The 21367-nt window shown below is 60.9% G+C and carries 19 protein-coding genes; all 19 read left to right on the forward strand.

The features are described 5' to 3' along the window. Positions 1–10 precede the first annotated feature (10 nt). The 19 genes from V4R08_RS03790 to V4R08_RS03880 all read left to right on the forward strand — a co-directional run bounded on the left by V4R08_RS03790 (position 11) and on the right by V4R08_RS03880 (position 21347). A complete protein-coding gene (locus tag V4R08_RS03790) occupies positions 11–631 on the forward strand; it encodes an NADH-quinone oxidoreductase subunit C (protein ID WP_335578112.1) in 621 nt (206 codons plus the stop codon). Continuing rightward, positions 631–1839 (forward strand): NADH-quinone oxidoreductase subunit D, encoded by a 1209-nt coding sequence (locus V4R08_RS03795; RefSeq protein ID WP_335578113.1) that lies wholly within the window; start codon positions 631–633, stop codon positions 1837–1839. Before V4R08_RS03790 ends, V4R08_RS03795 begins: the two co-directional genes overlap by 1 nt. Then, positions 1839–2801, forward strand: a complete 963-nt coding sequence (locus V4R08_RS03800; RefSeq protein WP_335580172.1) for an FkbM family methyltransferase — start codon at positions 1839–1841, stop codon at positions 2799–2801. The genes V4R08_RS03795 and V4R08_RS03800 overlap by 1 nt, the downstream gene beginning before the upstream one ends. 14 nt (positions 2802–2815) lie before the next feature. Continuing rightward, positions 2816–3502 carry an NADH-quinone oxidoreductase subunit NuoE gene (gene nuoE, locus V4R08_RS03805; protein WP_335578114.1) on the forward strand — a complete coding sequence of 229 codons (687 nt, stop codon included), beginning with the start codon at positions 2816–2818 and terminating at the stop codon, positions 3500–3502. Then, on the forward strand, positions 3502–4827 hold the full coding sequence (nuoF, locus tag V4R08_RS03810; RefSeq protein WP_335578115.1) for an NADH-quinone oxidoreductase subunit NuoF: 1326 nt from the start codon (positions 3502–3504) through the stop codon (positions 4825–4827). The genes nuoE and nuoF overlap by 1 nt, the downstream gene beginning before the upstream one ends. A gap of 4 nt (positions 4828–4831) precedes the next feature. Beyond that, a complete protein-coding gene (gene nuoG, locus V4R08_RS03815) occupies positions 4832–6907 on the forward strand; it encodes an NADH-quinone oxidoreductase subunit NuoG (protein ID WP_335578116.1) in 2076 nt (691 codons plus the stop codon). A 5-nt stretch (positions 6908–6912) separates the two neighbouring features. After that, the gene (gene nuoH / locus V4R08_RS03820) at positions 6913–7983 is read left to right on the forward strand and encodes an NADH-quinone oxidoreductase subunit NuoH (protein WP_335578117.1); all 1071 of its coding nucleotides are present in this window, start codon (positions 6913–6915) and stop codon (positions 7981–7983) included. 7 nt (positions 7984–7990) lie between these two features. Further along, complete coding sequence (gene nuoI / locus V4R08_RS03825) at positions 7991–8479, forward strand: NADH-quinone oxidoreductase subunit NuoI (protein ID WP_335578118.1); 489 nt, start codon at positions 7991–7993, stop codon at positions 8477–8479. A 93-nt stretch (positions 8480–8572) separates the two neighbouring features. Beyond that, the gene (locus tag V4R08_RS03830; RefSeq protein WP_335578119.1) at positions 8573–9211 is read left to right on the forward strand and encodes an NADH-quinone oxidoreductase subunit J; all 639 of its coding nucleotides are present in this window, start codon (positions 8573–8575) and stop codon (positions 9209–9211) included. Continuing rightward, positions 9208–9516 carry an NADH-quinone oxidoreductase subunit NuoK gene (gene nuoK / locus V4R08_RS03835; RefSeq protein ID WP_335578120.1) on the forward strand — a complete coding sequence of 103 codons (309 nt, stop codon included), beginning with the start codon at positions 9208–9210 and terminating at the stop codon, positions 9514–9516. The genes V4R08_RS03830 and nuoK overlap by 4 nt, the downstream gene beginning before the upstream one ends. An 83-nt stretch (positions 9517–9599) precedes the next feature. Next, positions 9600–11669 (forward strand): NADH-quinone oxidoreductase subunit L, encoded by a 2070-nt coding sequence (nuoL, locus tag V4R08_RS03840; protein WP_335578121.1) that lies wholly within the window; start codon positions 9600–9602, stop codon positions 11667–11669. After that, complete coding sequence (locus V4R08_RS03845) at positions 11669–13177, forward strand: NADH-quinone oxidoreductase subunit M (RefSeq protein ID WP_335578122.1); 1509 nt, start codon at positions 11669–11671, stop codon at positions 13175–13177. Before nuoL ends, V4R08_RS03845 begins: the two co-directional genes overlap by 1 nt. A gap of 24 nt (positions 13178–13201) precedes the next feature. Beyond that, complete coding sequence (nuoN, locus tag V4R08_RS03850) at positions 13202–14638, forward strand: NADH-quinone oxidoreductase subunit NuoN (RefSeq protein WP_335578123.1); 1437 nt, start codon at positions 13202–13204, stop codon at positions 14636–14638. A 14-nt stretch (positions 14639–14652) separates the two neighbouring features. After that, positions 14653–15465, forward strand: coding sequence for a biotin--[acetyl-CoA-carboxylase] ligase (locus tag V4R08_RS03855; protein WP_335578124.1), 813 nt, complete (start codon positions 14653–14655; stop codon positions 15463–15465). Further along, the gene (locus V4R08_RS03860) at positions 15465–17135 is read left to right on the forward strand and encodes a ribonuclease J (RefSeq protein ID WP_335580173.1); all 1671 of its coding nucleotides are present in this window, start codon (positions 15465–15467) and stop codon (positions 17133–17135) included. Before V4R08_RS03855 ends, V4R08_RS03860 begins: the two co-directional genes overlap by 1 nt. 114 nt (positions 17136–17249) lie before the next feature. Beyond that, positions 17250–17654: a methylmalonyl-CoA epimerase gene (gene mce, locus V4R08_RS03865; protein WP_335578125.1), complete on the forward strand. Its 405-nt coding sequence runs from the start codon at positions 17250–17252 to the stop codon at positions 17652–17654. After that, positions 17654–17929 (forward strand): DUF1467 family protein, encoded by a 276-nt coding sequence (locus V4R08_RS03870; RefSeq protein WP_335578126.1) that lies wholly within the window; start codon positions 17654–17656, stop codon positions 17927–17929. The genes mce and V4R08_RS03870 overlap by 1 nt, the downstream gene beginning before the upstream one ends. A 736-nt stretch (positions 17930–18665) precedes the next feature. After that, complete coding sequence (locus tag V4R08_RS03875; protein WP_335580174.1) at positions 18666–19031, forward strand: DUF2946 domain-containing protein; 366 nt, start codon at positions 18666–18668, stop codon at positions 19029–19031. Between the two features lie 93 nt (positions 19032–19124). Next, the gene (locus V4R08_RS03880; protein ID WP_335578127.1) at positions 19125–21347 is read left to right on the forward strand and encodes a TonB-dependent receptor family protein; all 2223 of its coding nucleotides are present in this window, start codon (positions 19125–19127) and stop codon (positions 21345–21347) included. Positions 21348–21367: the final 20 nt, after the last annotated feature.

Consider the following 21367-nt stretch of genomic DNA (forward strand, 5'->3'; position numbering starts at 1 on the left):
GTTTGAAGGAATGGACGACAGCAGGCTCGATGCCTTGGGTCAGATGATCGTTGCCACGCTTCCGGGCGCGGCCATCGGCCATTCCCTGGCGTTCGGTCAATTGAGTATCACGGTCGAGGTCGCGAAGATTGTCGAGGTCGCTCGTTTCATCCGCGACGATCAGCGTTGCCGCTTCGTCAACATCACCGACGTGACCGCGGTCGACTATCCGGGCCGCGAGAAGCGCTTTGACGTGGTCTATCACTTCCTGTCGCCGACGCTGAATACCCGCATTCGTCTGAACGCCCAGGCCTCGGAGACCACGCAGGTGCCATCGTTGATCGATGTGTTTCCCGGCGCAGACTGGTTCGAACGCGAGACCTACGACCTCTACGGCGTGATATTCACCGGCCACCCCGACATGCGGCGTTTGTTGACCGACTATGGGTTCGAAGGACATCCGCTACGCAAGGATTTTCCGCTGACGGGTTTCGTCGAGGTGCGTTACGACGATGCCGAGAAGCGGGTCGTGTACGAGCCGGTGCGTCTCAATCAGGAATTCCGCAAATTCGATTTCATGTCGCCGTGGGAAGGCGCGGACTATCCGCTGCCGGGTGACGAGAAGGCGACCGGCGGCAAGGCGGGTGGCTGATGACCGAAGCACTTGGTACCGAAACTCCCGGTATGCGCAACTTCACCATCAATTTCGGCCCGCAGCATCCGGCGGCGCACGGCGTGTTGCGCCTGGTGCTGGAGCTGGATGGTGAGGTGGTCGAGCGCGTCGATCCCCACATCGGTCTGCTTCACCGCGGCACCGAGAAGCTGATCGAGCAAAAGACCTACCTTCAGGCGATACCGTACTTCGATCGGCTCGATTATGTCGCGCCGATGAACCAGGAGCATGCTTTCTGTCTCGCTGCCGAAAAGCTGCTGGGGATCGCGGTGCCCCGCCGCGGACAGTTGATCCGGGTGCTCTACTGCGAGATCGGCCGCATTCTCTCGCACCTTCTCAATGTTACTACGCAGGCGCTGGATGTCGGTGCGCTCACGCCGCCGCTGTGGGGCTTCGAGGAACGCGAGAAGCTGATGATGTTCTACGAGCGCGCCTCGGGCTCGCGGATGCATGCCGCATATTTCCGCATCGGCGGCGTGCATCAGGACCTGCCGCCGAAGCTGATCGATGACATCGACGCCTGGTGCGATCCGTTCCTTCAGGTCGTGGCTGATCTCGATGCGTTGCTGACCGACAGCCGCATTTTCAAGCAACGCAACGTCGATATCGGCGTGGTCAGCTTGAAGCAGGCCTGGGAATGGGGTTTCTCCGGCGTCATGGTCCGCGGCTCCGGTGCTGCCTGGGATTTGCGCAAGGCGCAACCCTACGAATGCTATGCCGAAATGGACTTCGATATTCCGATCGGTAAGAACGGCGACTGCTACGATCGCTATCTCATCCGCATGGAAGAGATGCGGCAATCGGCGCGGATCATGAAGCAGTGCATCGCCAAGTTGCGCGCCGCCGACGGGCAGGGGCCGGTGGCGATCGAAGACAACAAGATTTTCCCGCCGCGTCGCGGTGAAATGAAGCGTTCGATGGAAGCGTTGATCCATCACTTCAAGCTTTACACCGAAGGCTTTCGCGTTCCTGCCGGAGAGGTCTACGCGGCGGTGGAAGCGCCCAAAGGAGAGTTCGGCGTCTTTCTCGTTTCCGATGGCAGCAACAAGCCATACAAGTGCAAGATCCGCGCGCCGGGTTTTGCGCATCTGCAGGCGATGGATTTCATCTGCAAGGGCCACCTGCTGGCGGACGTTTCCGCTATTCTCGGTTCGCTCGACATCGTGTTCGGAGAGGTCGACCGGTGATCGCACAGCCGCCGATCCAGTTCGACCGGACCTCCGGTGTTCTTCAGGGAGCTAACCCTTGGGAGCGCGCGGCGTCGCTGGCGCTGGTGGCAGGTTCCAAGGTGTCGTCGCTGTTTTCGCATCGCGGCTACAACTGGTGCGCCAACCTGTTGCGCAAGACGTTGCCGGAGCGTGATATCGCCGTCAGGCTCAATTCCGACGCCACGTTCGCGTTTCCCTATGGCGACGGTTATTGGAGCAAGCTGCTCAATCGCTCCTTCAAGTATGAAGAGGAGCTTGAACTGCTGTTTCGCGCTTCCGCCGACGTCGACTACACGCTGCTCGATTGCGGCGCCAATTACGGCTACTGGTCGGTGCTGGTGTCCAGCAAGCCGTTCGGATCGCGCAAGGCGATCGCGATCGAGCCGTCGTCGAAGAATTTCGTCAGGCTGTCGAATAACGCTGACATTAACGGCAACCGCTTCGAGGTGATGCAGAGCGCCATTGGCGCGACCCGCGGCACTGCGCGCTTGTCCGGCACCAAGCACGAAGCCTTCAGCATCGCCGGCGACGCCGATGCCGGCGGGGAGAACGTGCCGGTGCTGACGCTCGATAACCTGCTCGACGACGGCCGAATTTCGCCCGATGGCAAGCACCTCATCAAGCTCGACGTTGAAGGCGTCGAGATCGAAGCCATCAAGGGTGGCACCCGCGTGCTGCAAGGCGATGCCGTGATCCTGTGCGAGGAACACGGCAATGACCGGAACCACACCGTTTCGCGCTACATTCTTGAGCAGACGCCGCTAACGCTGATCGTGCACGATCCGGCCAACGGCCGCTTCGAGACGCTGACAGAGCTTTCCATTCTGGATCGCATCAAGGTCGCCTCCCACGTTGGGTACAACGTGTTCGGAACCTCAAGCGCATTCTGGCAAGATCGTTTTCGCCGCCTGAACGCGACCGCGTCGCAACGTGTTCATTGAGAGACTAGAGTACGATGTCCGTTCGCCGCCTGGCACCGAAAGAACAGCAGCCCGAGAGTTTCGCGTTCAGCGCGGAGAATCTCGTTTTTGCCAAAAAACAGATCGAGCAATATCCGCCCGGTCGCCAGGCGTCCGCGGCCATCGCTATCCTGTGGCGCGCGCAGGAACAGCACGACGGCTGGGTGTCGGAAGCCGCGATTCGCGTCGTGGCTGACATGCTGGATATGCCCTACATCCGGATGCTGGAGATCGCGACCTTTTATACGATGTTCCAGTTGCAGCCGGTCGGCAAGAAAGCGCATATCCAGGTCTGCGGCACGACGCCGTGCCGGTTGCGCGGCGCTGAGGACATCCTCGCCGTCTGCAAGAGCCGCATCCATCACGATCCCTTCCACCTCTCGAAAGATGGCGACTTCAGTTGGGAAGAGGTCGAGTGTCTTGGCGTCTGCGTCAACGCGCCGATGGTGCTGATCTGGAAAGACACCTACGAGGATCTGACGAAGGAGAATTTCGGTAAGGTGCTGGACGGGTTCGCCTCGGGCCAACCGCCGAAGCCCGGTCCCCAGATCGACCGCCAGTTTTCCGCACCCGTCGGCGGCCCGACCACGTTGAATACGGCGGCTGCGAAAGGCGAGGGGGGACAGCGGGCCAGCGCCCGGCCGGCACCCGCCGATGACGCGAGCAAAAAGGGCAAAAGCTGATGCTCGACGACAAGGATCGCATCTTCCGCAACCTCTACGGTCTCGGCGACTGGCGGCTCGCCGGCGCTCGCCGCCGTGGCGCATGGGACGGCACCAAGGCGATTATCGACAAGGGCCGTGACTGGATTGTCAGCGAGATGAAGGCGTCGGGCCTGCGCGGCCGCGGCGGCGCTGGATTCCCGACCGGCATGAAATGGTCCTTCATGCCGAAGGACAACGCCGACGGCCGCCCGAGCTATCTCGTCGTCAATGCCGACGAGTCCGAGCCGGGTACCTGCAAGGATCGCGAGATCATGCGGCACGATCCGCATCTTTTGATCGAGGGCTGTCTGCTGGCCGGCGTCGGCATGGGCGCCCATGCCGGCTATATCTACATTCGCGGCGAATTCATCCGTGAGCGCGAGCACCTCCAGGTCGCCATCGACGAGGCCTACGCGGCCAAACTGATCGGCAAGGATAATATCCACGGCTTCCCGTTCGATCTGTACGTCGCCCATGGCGCGGGGGCGTACATCTGCGGCGAGGAGACAGCGCTGCTGGAGAGCCTTGAAGGCAAAAAAGGCCAGCCGCGGCTGAAGCCGCCATTCCCGGCCAATGTCGGTCTCTACGGTTGCCCGACGACCGTGAACAACGTCGAGTCGATTGCGGTGGCGCCGGATATCCTGCGCCGCGGCGCGGCCTGGTTCGCCGGGATCGGCCGTCCCAACAATGTCGGCACCAAGCTGTTTTGTATTTCGGGCCACGTCGAACGCCCCTGTAACGTCGAAGAGGCGATGGGGATCACGTTTCGTGAATTGATCGACACCCATTGCGGCGGCATCCGCGGCGGCTGGAATAATCTCAAGGCGGTTATTCCGGGCGGCTCGTCGGTGCGCATGGTGCCGGCCGAGCAGATTATCGATACGCCGATGGATTTCGACAGCCTCGGCAAGCTGCGCTCCGGCCTCGGCACCGCCGCCGTCATCGTCATGGACAAGTCGACCGACCTGATCCGGGCGATCGCGCGCATTTCCTATTTCTACAAGCACGAGAGTTGCGGCCAGTGTACGCCGTGCCGGGAGGGGACCGGCTGGATGTGGCGGGTGCTGACCCGGATGGCCGAAGGCCGTGCCCACAAGCGCGAGATCGATATGCTGCTCGAGGTCACCAAGCAGGTCGAAGGTCATACCATCTGCGCGCTCGGCGACGCTGCGGCCTGGCCGATCCAGGGACTGATCGCGCACTTCCGTCACGAGATCGAGGCGCGCATCGACCAGTATTCGCACAACGCCGACCGCGACGATCAGGGCATCCTCGATCCCGCGCGCATGGTCGCGGCGGAGTAGGGCCATGACGAAGCTTATCATCGACGGCAAAGAGATCGACGTACCCGCCGAATATACGCTGCTGCAGGCGTGCGAGGCCGCGGGCGCCGAGATTCCGCGCTTCTGTTACCACGAGCGGCTGTCGATCGCGGGCAATTGCCGGATGTGCCTTGTCGAGGTGAAGGGTGGTCCGAAACCGGTCGCGAGCTGCGCCTGGGGCGTGCGCGATTGCCGTCCGGGTCCCAACGGAGAGCCGCCGCAAATCTCCACGCGATCGCCGATGGTGAAGAAGGCGCGCGAAGGCGTGATGGAGTTCCTGCTGATCAACCATCCGCTCGATTGCCCGATCTGCGATCAGGGCGGCGAGTGCGATTTGCAGGATCAGGCGATGGGTTACGGCGTCGATACCTCGCGTTTCGCCGAGAACAAGCGCGCGGTCGAGGACAAGTATCTCGGCGCGCTGGTCAAGACCTCGATGAACCGCTGCATCCAGTGCACGCGCTGCGTCCGCTTCTCTGCGGAGATCTGCGGTGCGCCGGAAATGGGCGCGACCGGCCGCGGCGAGGACATGGAGATCACCACCTACCTCGAGAGCGCGCTCACCTCGGAATTGCAGGGCAACCTCGTCGATATCTGTCCGGTCGGCGCGTTGACCTCGAAGCCCTACGCATTCGCCGCAAGGCCATGGGAACTCGGCAAAACCCAATCCATCGATGTGATGGATGCGGTCGGCTCGGCCATTCGGGTCGACACGCGCGGGCGCGAAGTGATGCGCATCCTGCCGCGCGTCAATGAGGCCGTGAACGAGGAGTGGATCTCCGACAAGACCCGCCACATCGTCGACGGACTGCGCACCCAGCGGCTCGACCGCCCCTACATCCGTGAAAACGGCGCACTCCGCGCTGCCTCGTGGCCTGAAGCATTCGCTGCGATCGCCGCGAAAGTGACGCGGGCCGACGGCAAGCGGATCGGCGCGATTGCCGGCGATCTTGCGGCCGTGGAAGAAATGTTCGCGCTGAAAGACCTGCTGTCGAAACTCGGCTCGGTCAACGTCGCGGTGCAGGGCGGCGATGCCTTCAATCCGGCGCTGGGGCGGGCATCCTATATTTTCAATCCGACCATCGCCGGCATCGAGCAGGCCGACGCGCTGCTGATCGTGGGGTCGAACCCGCGCAAGGAAGCGGCGATCCTCAACGCGCGCATCCGCAAACGCTGGCGAACCGGTCAGCTCAAGATCGGCGTGATCGGCGAGAGCGCCGATCTGACTTACGACCATGATTATCTCGGCGCCGGCGCGGATTCGCTTGCGGACCTCGCCGCGGGCAAGAACGGGTTCCTCGGTGTGCTGAAAGGCGCGAACAATCCGATCGTGCTGGTCGGTGCGGGTGCGACATCGCGGCACGACGGCGGGGCCATTCTCGCGGCGGCGGCCAAGCTTGCCGTGACTATCGGCGCGCTGAAGGACGGCTGGAACGGATTTGCGGTGCTTCACGATGCGGCGTCGCGGGTGGGTGCGCTGGACCTCGGTTTCGCGCCGGGGAAGGGCGGCCTGAACGCAGCGCGGATGACCGCGCCGGGTGAACTTGATGTTCTGTTCTCGCTCGGCGCCGACGAGATCAAGGTGCCGGACGGGGTGTTCGTCGTCTATATCGGGACTCACGGCGACGCGGGCGCGCACCGCGCTGACGTCATTTTGCCGGGCGCCGCCTATACCGAGAAGACCGGCATCTACGTTAACACCGAAGGCCGGGTGCAGATGGCGAACCGCGCTGGCTTCCCTCCGGGCGAGGCGCGGGAAGACTGGGCGATCATCCGCGCGTTATCCGAAGTGCTGGGCAAGACGCTGGGCTATGACTCGCTGGCGGCGCTGCGGCAGGCGATGTTCAAGGCGGTGCCGCACCTGATGCGGATCGACCGGATCGAGGGCGGCGATTCCGGCGCGATCAAAAATCTTGCAGGCAAGGGCGGCAGCATCGAAAAACCGCCGTTCAAGGCTGCGGTTGACGACTATTATCTGACCAACCCGATCGCGCGGGCCTCGGCTGTGATGGCGGAATGCTCGCGGCTTGCGTCTGGTCGCATGCTGACGGCGGCGGAGTGAGCGTGATGGCCGAATTCTTCGCAGCCCCGTTCTGGACGGACTTTCTCTGGCCGCTGATCGTGATGGTCGCGCAGAGCGTGCTGCTGCTCGTGGTGCTGCTGATCGCGGTCGCCTATATCCTGCTCGCCGACCGCAAGATCTGGGCGGCGGTGCAGATCCGGCGCGGCCCGAACGTGGTCGGGCCATGGGGTCTGCTGCAATCCTTCGCGGATCTGCTCAAGTTCGTGCTGAAGGAACCGATTATTCCGTCCGGCTCCAACAAGGGCGTGTTCCTGCTGGCGCCGCTGGTCACTTGCGTGCTGGCGCTGGCGGCATGGGCGGTGATCCCGGTCAATCTGAACTGGGTGATTTCCGACATCAATGTCGGGATTCTCTACATCTTCGCGATTTCGTCGCTGTCGATCTACGGCATCATCATGGCCGGCTGGTCGTCGAACTCGAAGTATCCGTTCCTTGCGGCATTGCGTTCGGCAGCGCAGATGGTCTCGTACGAAGTCTCGATCGGCTTCGTTTTCGTCACAGTATTGCTCTGCGCAGGCTCACTGAACCTCTCGGCCATCGTCGAGGCGCAGCATGTCCGCGGTCTCGGCAGCCTGATCGGATTGCCGTGGCTGACATTCCTGAACTGGTATTGGCTGCCTCTGCTGCCGATGTTCGTGGTATTTTACGTTTCGGCCCTAGCCGAGACCAACCGCCCTCCGTTCGACCTGGTCGAGGCGGAATCCGAACTCGTCGCAGGCTTCATGGTCGAGTACGGCTCGACGCCGTATCTGTTGTTCATGCTCGGCGAGTATGTCGCGATCACCACCATGTGCGCGATGGGTGCGATCCTCTTCATGGGCGGCTGGCTGCCGCCGATCGATCTGCCGCCGTTCAACTGGGTGCCCGGCGTCATCTGGTTCTCGCTGAAGCTGTTCTTCATGTTCTTTCTGTTCGCGATGGCGAAGGCGATCGTGCCGCGCTATCGCTACGATCAATTGATGCGGCTCGGCTGGAAGGTGTTTTTGCCGCTGTCGCTGGCGATGGTCGTGATCGTGGCGGGCGTGTTGCAGTTCGCCGGCATCGCGCCGAAGTGAGGTTGTCATGAGTATCAATGCAACAGCCCGTTCGCTTCTGCTGACCGAATTCGTGTCGGCGTTCTTCCTCACCATGCGCTATTTCTTCCAGCCGAAGGCGACCATCAATTATCCCTTCGAGAAGAATCCGATCTCGCCGCGATTCCGCGGCGAACATGCATTGCGCCGCTACCCGAACGGTGAGGAGCGCTGTATCGCCTGCAAGCTGTGCGAGGCGATCTGTCCGGCGCAGGCCATCACCATCGAGGCCGGTCCGCGCCGCAACGACGGCACGCGGCGCACCGTGCGCTACGACATCGACATGGTGAAGTGCATCTATTGCGGATTGTGCCAGGAGTCCTGCCCGGTCGATGCCATCGTCGAGGGGCCGAATTTCGAATTCGCGACCGAGACCCGCGAGGAACTCTATTATGACAAGGCAAAGCTGCTCGCCAACGGCGACCGCTGGGAACGCGAGATCGCGAAAGCGATCGAGCTCGATGCGCCGTATCGGTGAAGTGAGGGCACAATGTCTTGTTCGTCAGCCGATAGAACGGATGTTCTTCCTCGCCTCTCCCCGCAGGTGGGGAGAGGGAGTGGAGGCGTCTAGATGATCCTTCCCGCGCTGTTCTTCTATCTGTTCGCCGGCGTGTGCGTCGCATCCGCCGCCATGGTCATTTCGTCGCGCAATCCCGTGCACTCGGTGCTGTTTCTGATTCTGGCGTTCGTCAACGCCGCCGGCCTGTTCATCCTGATGGGCGCGGAATTTCTCGCGATGATCCTCATCGTGGTCTATGTCGGCGCGGTCGCGGTGTTGTTCCTGTTCGTCATCATGATGCTGGACGTGAATTTCGCCGAATTGCGCGAGGGCTTTCTCGAATATTTGCCGCTCGGCTTGGTAATCGCAGCGATCTTTTTGCTGGAACTGCTGCTCGTTGTCGGAGGCTGGACCCTCAATCCGACGGTCACGAAATCGATCACCGCGGCCATACCGGGCGACGTCAGCAACACCGAGGCGATCGGCCTCGTACTCTATACGAAGTACATCCATTATTTCCAGCTTGCCGGCATGGTGTTGCTGGTGGCGATGATCGGCGCCATCGTGTTGACGCTGCGGCACAGGGCGAGCGTCAAGCGGCAGGATATCAATGTCCAGAACGCGCGGACGCCCGAGATGGCCATGAGCGTGCGCAAGGTGGCTTCCGGGCGGGGGTTGCAGGACGCCGACGCAGCGGAGTGGGTGAAATGACGATCGGGCTCGGGCACTACCTGGCGGTCGCCGCGATCCTGTTCACCCTGGGGATTCTCGGTATCTTCCTCAACCGCAAGAATATCATCGTCATCCTGATGTCGGTGGAGCTGATCCTGCTGGCGGTCAATATCAACCTGGTGGCGTTTTCAGCGTTCCTGGGCGACATCGTTGGACAGGTGTTTGCGCTGCTGGTGCTTACGGTCGCCGCGGCTGAGGCGGCGATCGGTCTTGCTGTTCTCGTTGTGTATTTCCGCAACCGCGGCTCGATCGCGGTTGAGGACGTCAATCTGATGAAGGGCTGAAGCATGATCCGGAAAAGTGAGGACCGGCTTTCTCCGACCAATGGATCCATTGGCTGCGGGGTCATGCTCCATGAGGTGGGTACATGATCGAGGCGATCGTCTTTTTGCCGCTGATCGGCGCGATCCTCGCCGGGCTGATTGCACTGGCAGGCGCGCATTGGCGCAACCCCAGCGGGGATACGGTCGATCATCACGACGCCCACGATCATGCGCACGCGGCGGTCGCGCATGACGATCACGGGCACGGTGATGTCCACGGTCACGACGACCATCATGTCAGCGAACCGCCGGCCGCGGGATCGCGCGCAGCAGAACTGATCACCACGATTCTTCTGATCGTGTCGGCCGGACTGTCGTGGGTGGTGTTCGTCGATGTCGGCTTCATGCATCACGACGCACGGATAGCGCTGTTCCCCTGGATCAATTCGGGCGATTTGCAAATCGCGTGGTCGCTGCGGGTCGATACGCTGACGGCGGTGATGCTGGTGGTCGTCACCACGGTATCGTCGCTGGTGCATTTTTATTCCATCGGCTACATGGACGAGGATCCGAACCGCCCGCGCTTTTTCGGCTATCTGTCGCTGTTCACCTTCGCGATGCTGATGTTGGTGACGTCGGACAACCTGGTGCAGATGTTCTTCGGTTGGGAAGGCGTTGGTCTTGCCAGCTATTTGCTGATCGGATTCTGGTATCGGAAGCCCTCGGCGAATGCGGCGGCGATCAAGGCTTTTGTGGTCAATCGTATCGGCGACTTCGGTTTTTCACTCGGCATCTTTGCGTTGTTCATGCTGATCGGTTCGATCGATTTCGATACCATCTTCAGCGCGGCGCCCGGGTTGACCGGAAAGACGGTCCACTTCCTCGCCTGGGACATCAACGCGCTGACGTTGATCTGTCTGCTGCTGTTCATGGGCGCCATGGGCAAGTCGGCCCAGTTCCTGTTGCACACCTGGCTACCGGACGCCATGGAAGGCCCGACGCCGGTATCGGCGCTGATCCACGCGGCGACCATGGTGACGGCCGGGGTGTTCATGGTGGCGCGGCTGTCGCCGTTGTTCGAGCTGGCGCCGGATGCACAGGCTTTCGTGATGTTTATCGGCGCAACCACGGCGTTCTTTGCGGCGACGATCGCTCTTGTCCAGAACGATATCAAGCGAATCATAGCTTATTCGACCTGTTCGCAGCTCGGCTACATGTTCGTTGCGATGGCAGCGGGGGCTTACTCCGTCGGCATGTTCCATTTGTTCACCCACGCCTTCTTCAAGGCGCTGATGTTCCTGGGTTCGGGATCTGTGATCTACGCGATGCATCACGAGCAGGATATCCGCTATATGGGCGGCCTGAAGGATCGTATCCCCTACACGTATTTTGTCATGGTGATCGGCGCGCTGGCGCTGACGGGATTTCCGCTGACGGCCGGTTATTTTTCGAAGGATGCGATCATCGAATCCGCCTACGTGTCTCACAATCCCTTCGCGTTCTACGGTTTCGCGATGACCGTCATCGCGGCCGGACTGACCTCGGTTTATACATGGAGGATGATCTTCAAGACCTTCCATGGTAAGCCGCACGATCGGGCTCACTATGAGGCCGCGCACGAAAGTCCGATCTGGATGCTGATTCCGATCGGTATTCTCGCCGCTGGATCGATCCTCTCGGGATTCCCGTTCAAGGAACTGTTCGCTGGTCACGGCGTAGAGGAATTTTTTCGTGGGTCGGTGAAGATGCATCCGCACATCATCGAAGAGATGCATCAGATTCCGCAAGCCATTGGCTTCCTGCCGACGGCGATGATGATTTTGGGCTTCGTGGTGGCATGGGTGCTCGATATCCGCCGGCCTTATCTGGCGGTCCAACTCGCCCGCCGGCATCGGATGCTCTATCAGTTCCTGCTCAACAAGTGGTACTTCGACGAACTGTATGAGCTGATCTTCGTGCGTCCGACGAAGTGGCTTGGCCGCTTCCTGTGGAAGAAGGGCGATGGCTTCGTCATTGACGGCTTGGGTCCCGACGGCGTGTCGGCACGGGTGCTCGATGTCACTCGCAATGTGGTGAGATTGCAGACCGGCTATCTCTATCACTATGCGTTCGCGATGCTGATGGGGGCCGCAGGTCTGATCACCTGGTTTATGTTCGGCGCGGGAGGCCAGTGATGACGACCTGGCCGATTCTTTCCGTCGTGACCTTTCTGCCGCTGCTCGGAGCGCTGCTGGTCTGGCTGCTGGCGCGCGGCAATGACGACGTTGCCAACAGCACTGCGCGCTGGATTGCATTATGGACCACCGTCGTCACCTTTGCGGTGTCGCTGATTCTGGTCGCGCGCTTCGATCCCACCGATGCCGGTTTTCAGTTCGTCGAACACGCGACCTGGCTTGCGACCGGTATTCGCTATCACATGGGCGTGGACGGCATCTCGTTGCCGTTGCTGATCCTCACTACGGCATTATTGCCGTTCTGCATTATAGCGAGCTGGCGGGCGATCTCGCGCCAGGTGCCGGCCTACATGATAGCGTTTCTTGTGCTGGAAACGCTGATGATCGGCACCTTCTCGGCGCTCGACCTGTTGTTGTTCTATGTATTTTTTGAAGGCGTCTTGATTCCGATGTTCCTGATCATCGGCATCTGGGGCGGTCCGCGCCGGATCTACGCCACCTTCAAGTTTTTCCTCTATACGCTGCTCGGCTCGGTTCTGATGTTGCTGGCCATCATGGCGCTCTACTGGAATGCCGGCACCACCGACATCCCCACGTTGATGCGGATCCCTGTTCCGTACAATTTGCAGATGTGGGCATGGCTGGCGTTCTTGGCGTCTTTCGCGGTGAAGCTGCCGATGTGGCCAGTGCACACCTGGCTGCCGGATGCGCACGTCGAGGCTCCGACGGCGGGCTCGGTGATTCTTGCGGGAATCCTGCTGAAGATGGGCGGCTACGGCTTCCTGCGCTTCTCGCTGCCGATGTTTCCTCTGGCGTCGCATGATTTCGCGCCGCTGATGTTTGTGCTCTCGGCCATCGCGATCGTCTACACCTCACTGGTGGCGCTGATGCAGGACGACATGAAGAAGCTGATCGCCTATTCGTCGGTCGCGCACATGGGCTTCGTCACCATGGGCATCTTCGCGGGCACCATGCAGGGGGTCCACGGCGGCGTATTCCAGATGATCTCGCACGGTATCGTATCTGGTGCGTTGTTCCTCTGTGTCGGCATTATTTACGACCGTATGCATACCCGCGAGATTGCGGCTTATGGCGGCCTCGTCAACCGGATGCCGCTTTATGCGCTGGTGTTCATGACGTTCACCATGGCCAACGTCGGGCTGCCCGGCACTTCCGGTTTCGTCGGCGAGTTCCTGTCGCTGATCGGCACCTTCAAGGTATCGATCCCCACGGCGTTCGCGGCGACGACGGGCATAATCCTGTCGGCGGCCTACGCGCTGTGGCTCTATCGCAAGGTCGTGTTCGGGGCACTGGTCAAGCCGTCGCTTGCGACGATCAAGGACCTGACGTTCCGTGAATGCCTCACGTTGATGCCGCTGGTTGCGCTGACGATCTGGTTGGGCGTTTATCCGAAGCCGGTGCTCGATCTCTCGGCGGCTTCCGTGCAAAATCTTGTCAATAATTATGCAAATGCGACTGCCGCCATCAAGGCGGCGGCGCTGCCATGATCACGGCAGGTCAGGGATACCACTATGACGTTTGAGGCTGCCGGATATCAATTGCTTCCTGTATTGCCGGAAATCGTGCTGGCGACCGGCGCGATGGCGTTGCTGACGATCGGGGCGTGGTGCGGCCAGCGCGCGGCAGCTCTCGTTACGGTCCTGGCGGTACTCCTTCTCGTCGCGACCGGCGTGATTGAGTATCTGCTGCCGAGCGGCAAGCTGATCACGCTCGGCGGCAGTTTTATCGTCGATGATTTCGCGCGGTTTCTGAAAATTCTGGCTTTGCTAGGCTCGGCGGCGACGCTCGTTCTGTCGCGCGAGTTTCTTGAAAACCAGTCCCGGCGGATGTTCGAGTTCGCGATTCTGGTTTTGCTCTCGACCGTCGGCATGATGGTGCTGATTTCGGCGGCCGACCTGATCATGCTGTATCTCGGGCTCGAGTTGATGAGCCTTGCGCTTTACGTGGTGGCGGCGAGCGATCGTGACAACGTCAAGTCAACCGAGGCAGGCTTGAAATACTTCGTTCTCGGCGCACTGGCGTCCGGGATGCTGCTGTACGGCGCTTCGCTGATCTACGGCTTCACGGGAACCGTCAGCTTTGCAGGCATTGCAGCCGCTGCCAAGACCGGCAGCATCGGCGTTGTATTCGGCGTCGTCTTCCTGTTGGCGGGCCTGTGCTTCAAGGTGTCGGTGGTGCCGTTTCACATGTGGACACCCGACGTTTATGAAGGCGCGCCGACGCCGGTCACGGCATTCTTCTCCTCGGCGCCGAAGGTTGCGGCAATGGCGGTGTTTACCCGCGTGGTGCTGACGGCGTTCTCCGGCGTTGTCTCCGAATGGCAGCAGATCGTGGTGTTCGTGGCGATCGCGTCCATGGCGCTGGGTTCGTTTGGCGCGATCGGACAGCGCAACATCAAGCGCATGATGGCTTATTCGTCGATCGGCCACATGGGTTTTGCGCTGGTCGGTCTCGCTGCCGGCACAGTCGAAGGCGCGCAGGGCGTCGTGCTTTATATGGTCATCTATACCGTCATGACGTTCGGGGCATTCACCGTCATTCTCGCCATGAGCCGTAAAGGCCAGGCCCTGGAGCAGATCAGCGATTTCGCGGGGCTGTCGCGGAGCAATCCGCTGCTGGCGTTCTTCTTTGCAATGCTGCTGTTCTCGCTGGCCGGAATTCCGCCGTTGGCGGGCTTCTTCGCCAAATTCTATGTCTTCACCGCTGCGATCAAGGCGGGAATGGTCACACTGTCCGTGATCGGCGTCATCACCAGCGTGGTGGGCGCGTTCTACTACCTCAACGTCATCAAGGTGATGTATTTCGACGAGCGGGACGAAGCGACAGACGCGGTGCATATCGAATTGCGTTCGGTGGTGGCGGTGACGGCGCTCTTCAACATGCTGTTCTTCGCCTATCCGGGGCCGCTGGTCAGCGCCGCCACGGCGGCTGCGAAGTCATTATTCTGAATGGCATCGTTTTAATGACATTTTCGCTCGGCCCACGAGCTGCATCGGCGGGCTATCGGCTCGCTGCCTTCGACAGCATAGGCTCGACCAACGCCGAAGCGCTGATGCGCGCGCGGGCGGGCGAAACCGGCCCGATCTGGTTGACGACGACGGAGCAGACCGCGGGACGGGGGCGCCGGCAGCGGGCCTGGCTCAGCCCTCGGGGCAATCTGGCCAGCAGCGTTCTCGAAGTCATCGACACGTCGCCTGCTGTAGCGGCGACCCTGAGCTTCGCGGCGGGGCTGGCGCTCGAAGCCGCGCTGCAAACGGTCAGCCTTGAGGCGCGTATGAGGTCTCCGGGTTCGGAGAACGCGACATTTCATTTGAAGTGGCCGAACGATGTGCTGGCAGGCGGCAAGAAACTCGCGGGAATCCTGCTGGAGGCCGAGACCGTCGCACATGACCGTCTGGCCGTGGTCGTCGGCATCGGCACCAATGTCATCGCTGCGCCCGAGGGAATACCGCACCCGGCGGTCTCGCTGCGGGACCTCGGCATTGATATCGGCGCCGAGGATTTGTTTCGCGCGCTGACCGAGGCCTGGGTGGAGTTTCGTCAAATCTGGGACGGGGGCCGAGGTTTCGGCGACATCAGGCGTCTGTGGCTCGACCGGGCGGCGGGGGTCGGCCGACCCGTCTCGATCCAGTCCGGCGCGTCCACGATATCCGGCCTGTTTGATACCATCGACGAGGACGGCTGTTTGATCGTTGCGACCTCCGACGGCAAGCGAGTAGCTGTCTCCGCCGGTGATGTGTATTTTGGCGCGGCGGCATCGATCGGAGCAACATGATAGCGCGACCCGATGAACTGATGTTCGCTCCGCTCGGGGGTGTGGGTGAGATCGGCATGAACCTGTCGATCTACGGGCTCGGCAACCGCCATCAGCGAAGCTGGCTGGCGGTCGATCTCGGTGTTTCCTTCGGCGACGAGGAGCATTTGCCGGGCATCGATCTCATCATGCCCGACATCCGGTTTCTCGAAAAGGAACGGAAGAACCTCGTCGGTCTCGTACTGACTCACGCCCATGAGGATCACTTCGGCGCGATTATCGAATTGTGGCCGCGCCTGAAATGCCCGATCTACGCCACCAAATTCAGCGCGGCATTGTTCGAGGCCAAATGCGCGGCGGAACGCAATCCGCCGGATATCCCGGTGACCGTGGTGCCCTCGGGTGGTCGCATCGATCTCGGTCCCTTCAACGTTGAATTTGTTCCCGTGGCGCATTCGATTCCGGAATCCCATGCGCTTGCGATTCATACGGCGGCAGGAATCGTGTTGCATACCGGTGACTGGAAGATCGATCCGACCCCCATCATCGGGCCGCCGACCGACGAGCGGCGATTGCGCGAACTTGGCGACGAGGGCGTGCTGGCGCTGATCGGCGATTCCACCAATGCGGTGCGAGACGGGCGCTCGCCGTCCGAAACCGAAGTTGCCAAAACCATCGCAGAATTGGTGAAGGCCGCCAGGGGCCGGGTCGCGGTGACCACGTTCGCATCCAATGTCGGGCGGCTGCGCGCTGTGGCCGATGCCGCGCGCGCGGCTGGACGCGAGGTCGTGGTGGTCGGCCGCGCCATGGAGCGCGTGGTGCAAGTCGCGCGCGAGACCGGACATCTGGACGGGATGCAGGATTTTCGCAGCGCCGACGTGTATGGCCATCTTCCGCCGGACAAGGTGTTGGCGCTGTGCACCGGCAGCCAGGGCGAGCCGCGGGCGGCGCTTTCGCGTATCGCTAAGGATGATCATCCGCAAGTCACGCTGAACCGTGGCGATACCGTGATCTTTTCCTCACGCACCATTCCCGGCAACGAGAAAGCTGTCGGCGCGATCATCAATGGTCTGGTGACCCAGGGCATTGAGGTCATTACCGATCGCACCGAACTGGTTCATGTGTCCGGCCATCCGCGCCGCGACGAACTGCGGGACATGATCGCGTGGGTTCGCCCGCAGTTGCTGATCCCGGTGCACGGTGAGGCTTTGCATCTCTCCGAACATGCGCGGTTGGGCCGCGCCGCAGGCGTGCCGAAAGTCCTGATTTGCAAAAACGGCGATCTGGTCCGGCTTGGACCCGGAGACCCTGGCATCATCGATGAATTGCCGTCGGGACGGTTTTACAAGGATGGCGCCATCCTCGAGGATTCAAAGTCGCGCGCGGTTGTCGAGCGGCGGCGCATGGCATTTGCCGGCTGCGTGTTCGTGGCGCTCGCTGTTACGGAGAAGGGTGAACTGGTTGATGATCCCGAGATCGATCTCGTCGGCATACCGGAGAAGAATACGGTCGGCGAGGTGATCGACGACATTGTTTTCGATGCGGTGGTCTCGACGGTGAAGGCGTTGCCGCGAACGCGGCGGCGCGATCCGGATGCGATGGCCGAGTCATTGCGCCGCGCCGTGCGGGCAGCGGTTGCGGAAGAGTGGGGCAAGAAGCCGCTGTGCTATGTTCACGTTCTGGTGATCTAGTGGAGTGAGTTTGACACGCCCCTTGACGGCGAGCGCCGGACGTCGGACGTGATTGTCAGTCCTGCCTGAGCAGGTGGCGAGTTGGAATCGAACCATTGACCATTTCAGGATAACATGCTGGGCCGGCTCAATCATGTGGCGATTGCCGTCAGGGATGCCGAAAAAGCGGCGAAGATCTACGGCACTGCCTTCGGTGCGGATATTTCCGCTGCGGTGCCACTACCGGAGCATGGGGTGATCACCGTGTTTGCGGCGCTGCCCAACACCAGGATCGAATTCATCCAGCCGCTCGGCGAGGCTTCTCCGATTGCGAAGTTTGTCGAGCGCAACGCTGATGGCGGTATTCATCATATCTGCTATGAGGTACCTGATATTGTTGCAACTCGTGATATGCTGATAGCAGAGGGCGCTCGCGTTCTTGGCGACGGCGAGCCGAAGATCGGCGCACATGGCAAGCCGGTGCTTTTCTTCCATCCGAAAGACTTTTCCGGCGCGCTTGTCGAAATCGAGCAATCCTGATGGTTAATACAATCTCCTCCGGTTTTGCCATCTACTTCGTCGTATGGTGGATAACGCTATTCGTGATGCTGCCGATCGGCGTGCGGAGCCAGCATGAAGACGGCGAGCACATTCCGGGCACCGATCCCGGAGCTCCGGTGATGCCGTTGATGCGCCGCAAACTGATCGGGACCACGGTTCTTTCAATGGTCATCTATGGTATCGCGACGTGGGCGTATTATGCAGGTTTGCTTAATGTCGTGTGGCTGTCGCAGTTGATGGGCTTTTCGGGTTAGAGCGTTTTCGAGCGAAGTGGATACTGGTTCGCGTGAAGAAAATGCGTCAAATCAAAATCATAGAGCCTTGCTTCTGATTTCATCAGAAGCAAAAAGGCTGTAGATCGCCCGATCCGGTTGCAGAGAGAAGAGCGGTCCAATAGCACATCGTGCCGGGGCATCACCGGACCCACTCAAAGAATGCGATCGGCTGGGCTGCTGTCTCTCGGACTTATCCGAGTTGATCATCCGCACTGATCCTGAAAACAAAGTGCTCTTAAAAAAAATAAAGAGCAGGACCAAAGCCCCACTCTCAAAATTGTATCGGCCCTTATATCCCCAAAAGTTGGATTTTATCGTTGCTTGACGGGGCTGCGCTTCGATACGCTAGGGTTCCTCCCGAGACTTGGACTACCAGACTGATGCCCCGCAGGCAGCCTGAAGCCTGAGCGTAGTCGATCTTTTCATGTCTGTCACCGTTCCCGACAACGAAATTTCGGGATTCCGCATGTGCAGATGCAAATATCCCCGTGCCATTTTTCACGCATCCACATTGGATTATAATCCCACGTCCGATTGGAGCACGCGCTTGGACATAAAGCCGCGCGGTTGTTGAAGCGGTCTTTGAAGATACGCCGGAGGTGTTTGCGTGTTCGCCTCGCTCCTCGAACATTCCGTCGGCGCAAGCCGGTCGGGAGTCTCGGCTCGACACTCGACTCCGGCCATGGTAGTTCTCGGCGCGAAAGGCTGGGGAATCATGCGACGGCGACTGGAAAGACTTCTTCCAATCGTTATGCTTGCGATGCTGGTGCAGATTTTCGCGCCGATCGCTGCTTGCCGGGCGTTCAGCAACGTCGTGGCCGATCCGCTGGCGGGCGCCATCTGTTCGCACGCCGCCGGTGGATCACAAGACGCTCCGGCCGACCCGCACCAGGCACACAGTGCCTGTTGTACTTTGTGCTGTGCAGCACATACCCCGACCCCGACCGCTGACCCGCAGGCCTCGATTGCTAGGATTGAGCGCGACGCCGATGCGGTCGTCTGGCGTGAGCGGATCTTCGGACTGCGGCTATCCGCAGCCGGCTCCAACGCGCAGGCGCGCGGCCCTCCCGGCATTTCCTGATTTTCAGTAAATTTTGAACGATTGCTGCGATGACGTTGCAGTGATCTGGCCTGCTCGAACGCTCCGGCGATTGTCCGGTATCAGGAATATATCATGTTCAACCACCTCGCCCCCGGCGGAGGTAGCGCGCTTTGCGGCGTGCTCGCGACAACAGTAGCGATCCTATTGCCTTCTCTGGCTTCCGCGCAGTCAAGCTCCGGAACCACGCTGCCGACGGTGACGGTAACGGCGCCGAAATCCAACAACCCTCAACCGAAGCGTGCGACGCGCAGCGCGGCCCGGTCAAATCAGGCTCCACGCCGTGCAAGGGTGCCATCGCGGGTCGCTGTCGCTGTTCCGGCAACCGCCCCGGCAACCGGCCCGGCCTCGTTGACGGTCGCGACCGCACAGCAGGCGCTGCGGGAAATCCAGCAGACGCCCGGCGGCGTCGCGCTGGTGACGGCCGACGCCTACAGGAACTCGACGGTCTCCAATACCATCAAGGATATACTCGATTACGTGCCGGGCGTGTTCGCCCAACCGAAATGGGGCGACGACACCCGGCTGTCGATCCGCGGTTCGAGTCTGTCGCGCAACTTCCATCTGCGCGGCGTACAGCTCTATATGGACGGAATCCCGATCAACACCGCCGACGGCTACGGTGATTTTCAGGAAATCGATCCCACCGCCTACAAGTACGTCGAGGTATTCAAAGGCGGCAACGCGTTGCGCTTCGGCGCCAATTCGCTCGGCGGCGCCATCAATTTCGTGACGCCGACCGGTCGCGATCCATTTGTCAACGGCGTCAGCGTCGATGCCGGCGCATTCGGCTTTCGGCGGTTGCAGGCCAATACCGGCGGCAGCAACGGCCCGTGGGATGGGTTCGTCACAGCATCGACGCAGAGCAGTGACGGGTTTCGCGATCACAGCTACGGCCACTCGACTCGCCTTAGCGGCAATGTCGGCTATCAGTTCTCGCCGGATTTCGAGACGCGGTTTTATCTCAACGCCAACGATGTGCGGCAACGCATTCCCGGCACCGTCAGCAAGGATTCGGCGCTGACGTCGCCCCAGACCGCCGCCGCCGGCAATATTGCACTCGACCAGCAGCGCAATATCGACACCGTGCGGATAGGCAACAAGACCACGATGCGATTCGATAATACGACGGTGGAGTTCGGCGCGTTCGGGGTCGACCGGCATCTGATGCACCCGATCTTCCAATGGCTCGATTATCACTATCAGGACTATGGCGGGTTCGCGCGGGTTACCGACGATCGTAACATCGGCGGTTATCGCAATCGGCTGGTGGCCGGCGTCAACGTGCTCAATGGCCGCATCGATAATCAGCAATTCGCCAATTTGGCCGGGCAGAAAGGGGCGCTGCTGTCGTCGTCGATCGACAGCTCGAGGAACACATCGCTCTATGTCGAGGATTCTTTCTATTTCCTGCCGAATGTGGCGGCCGTCGCCGGCACGCAGTTTCTCTACGCGACGCGCAACAGGCAGGACCGCTTCCTGAGCGACGGCGATCAATCAGGCCGAACGGAGTTCAACCTGTGGAGCCCGAAGGGCGGGCTGTTGTGGCAGATCGATCCGACCTGGCAGGCCTACGCCAATGTCTCTCGCAGCGCCGAGGTGCCGAGCTTCGGCGAGAGTGCGATGGGCCCCGGAATTCCGACGATTCCGTTCACCAGCATTCGTCCTCAAACCGCGACCACCTATGAGATCGGTACGCGTGGAAAACGTCCGGATTTTACCTGGGAACTGACGGCGTACCGCGCCCAGATCAAGAATGAGTTGCTTTGTTTCTATAGTGTGTTCGGCAACTGCAACGTCACCAACGCCGACCGGACTATGCATCAGGGCATCGAGGCCGGCGCTGGCGCTGCGATCGTTCGCAACCTGTTTGTGCGCGGCGATCGGCCGGACCGGCTCTGGCTCAACGTGGCCTATACGTTCAACGATTTCCGCTTCGAGAACGATCCCGTGTTCGGCAATAACCTGCTGCCGGGCGCTCCACGGCACTTCGTCCGCGCCGAACTGCTCTACAAGCATCCGAACGGGTTCTACATCGGCCCGAATCTCGAATGGGTGCCGCAGGGCTATTATGCTGACAGCGCCAACACGCTGAGCACCGATGCTTACGCCATTTATGGACTGAAGGCTGGCTTTGACGATGGCGGCCGGTATTCCGGTTATATCGAGGCCCGCAACATCGGCAACAAGGCCTATATCGCCTCCAGCTCGATCATCGATCGCGCCAATGCCACATCACCATTGTTTGAACCCGGAACCGGACGTGCGGTCTATGCTGGGTTCAAGGTGCGATGGTGAGCACGTCAGGCATTGTGCGT

It is taken from the genome of Nitrobacter sp. NHB1 (assembly GCF_036964665.1).
Classification (GTDB): Bacteria; Pseudomonadota; Alphaproteobacteria; order Rhizobiales; family Xanthobacteraceae; genus Nitrobacter.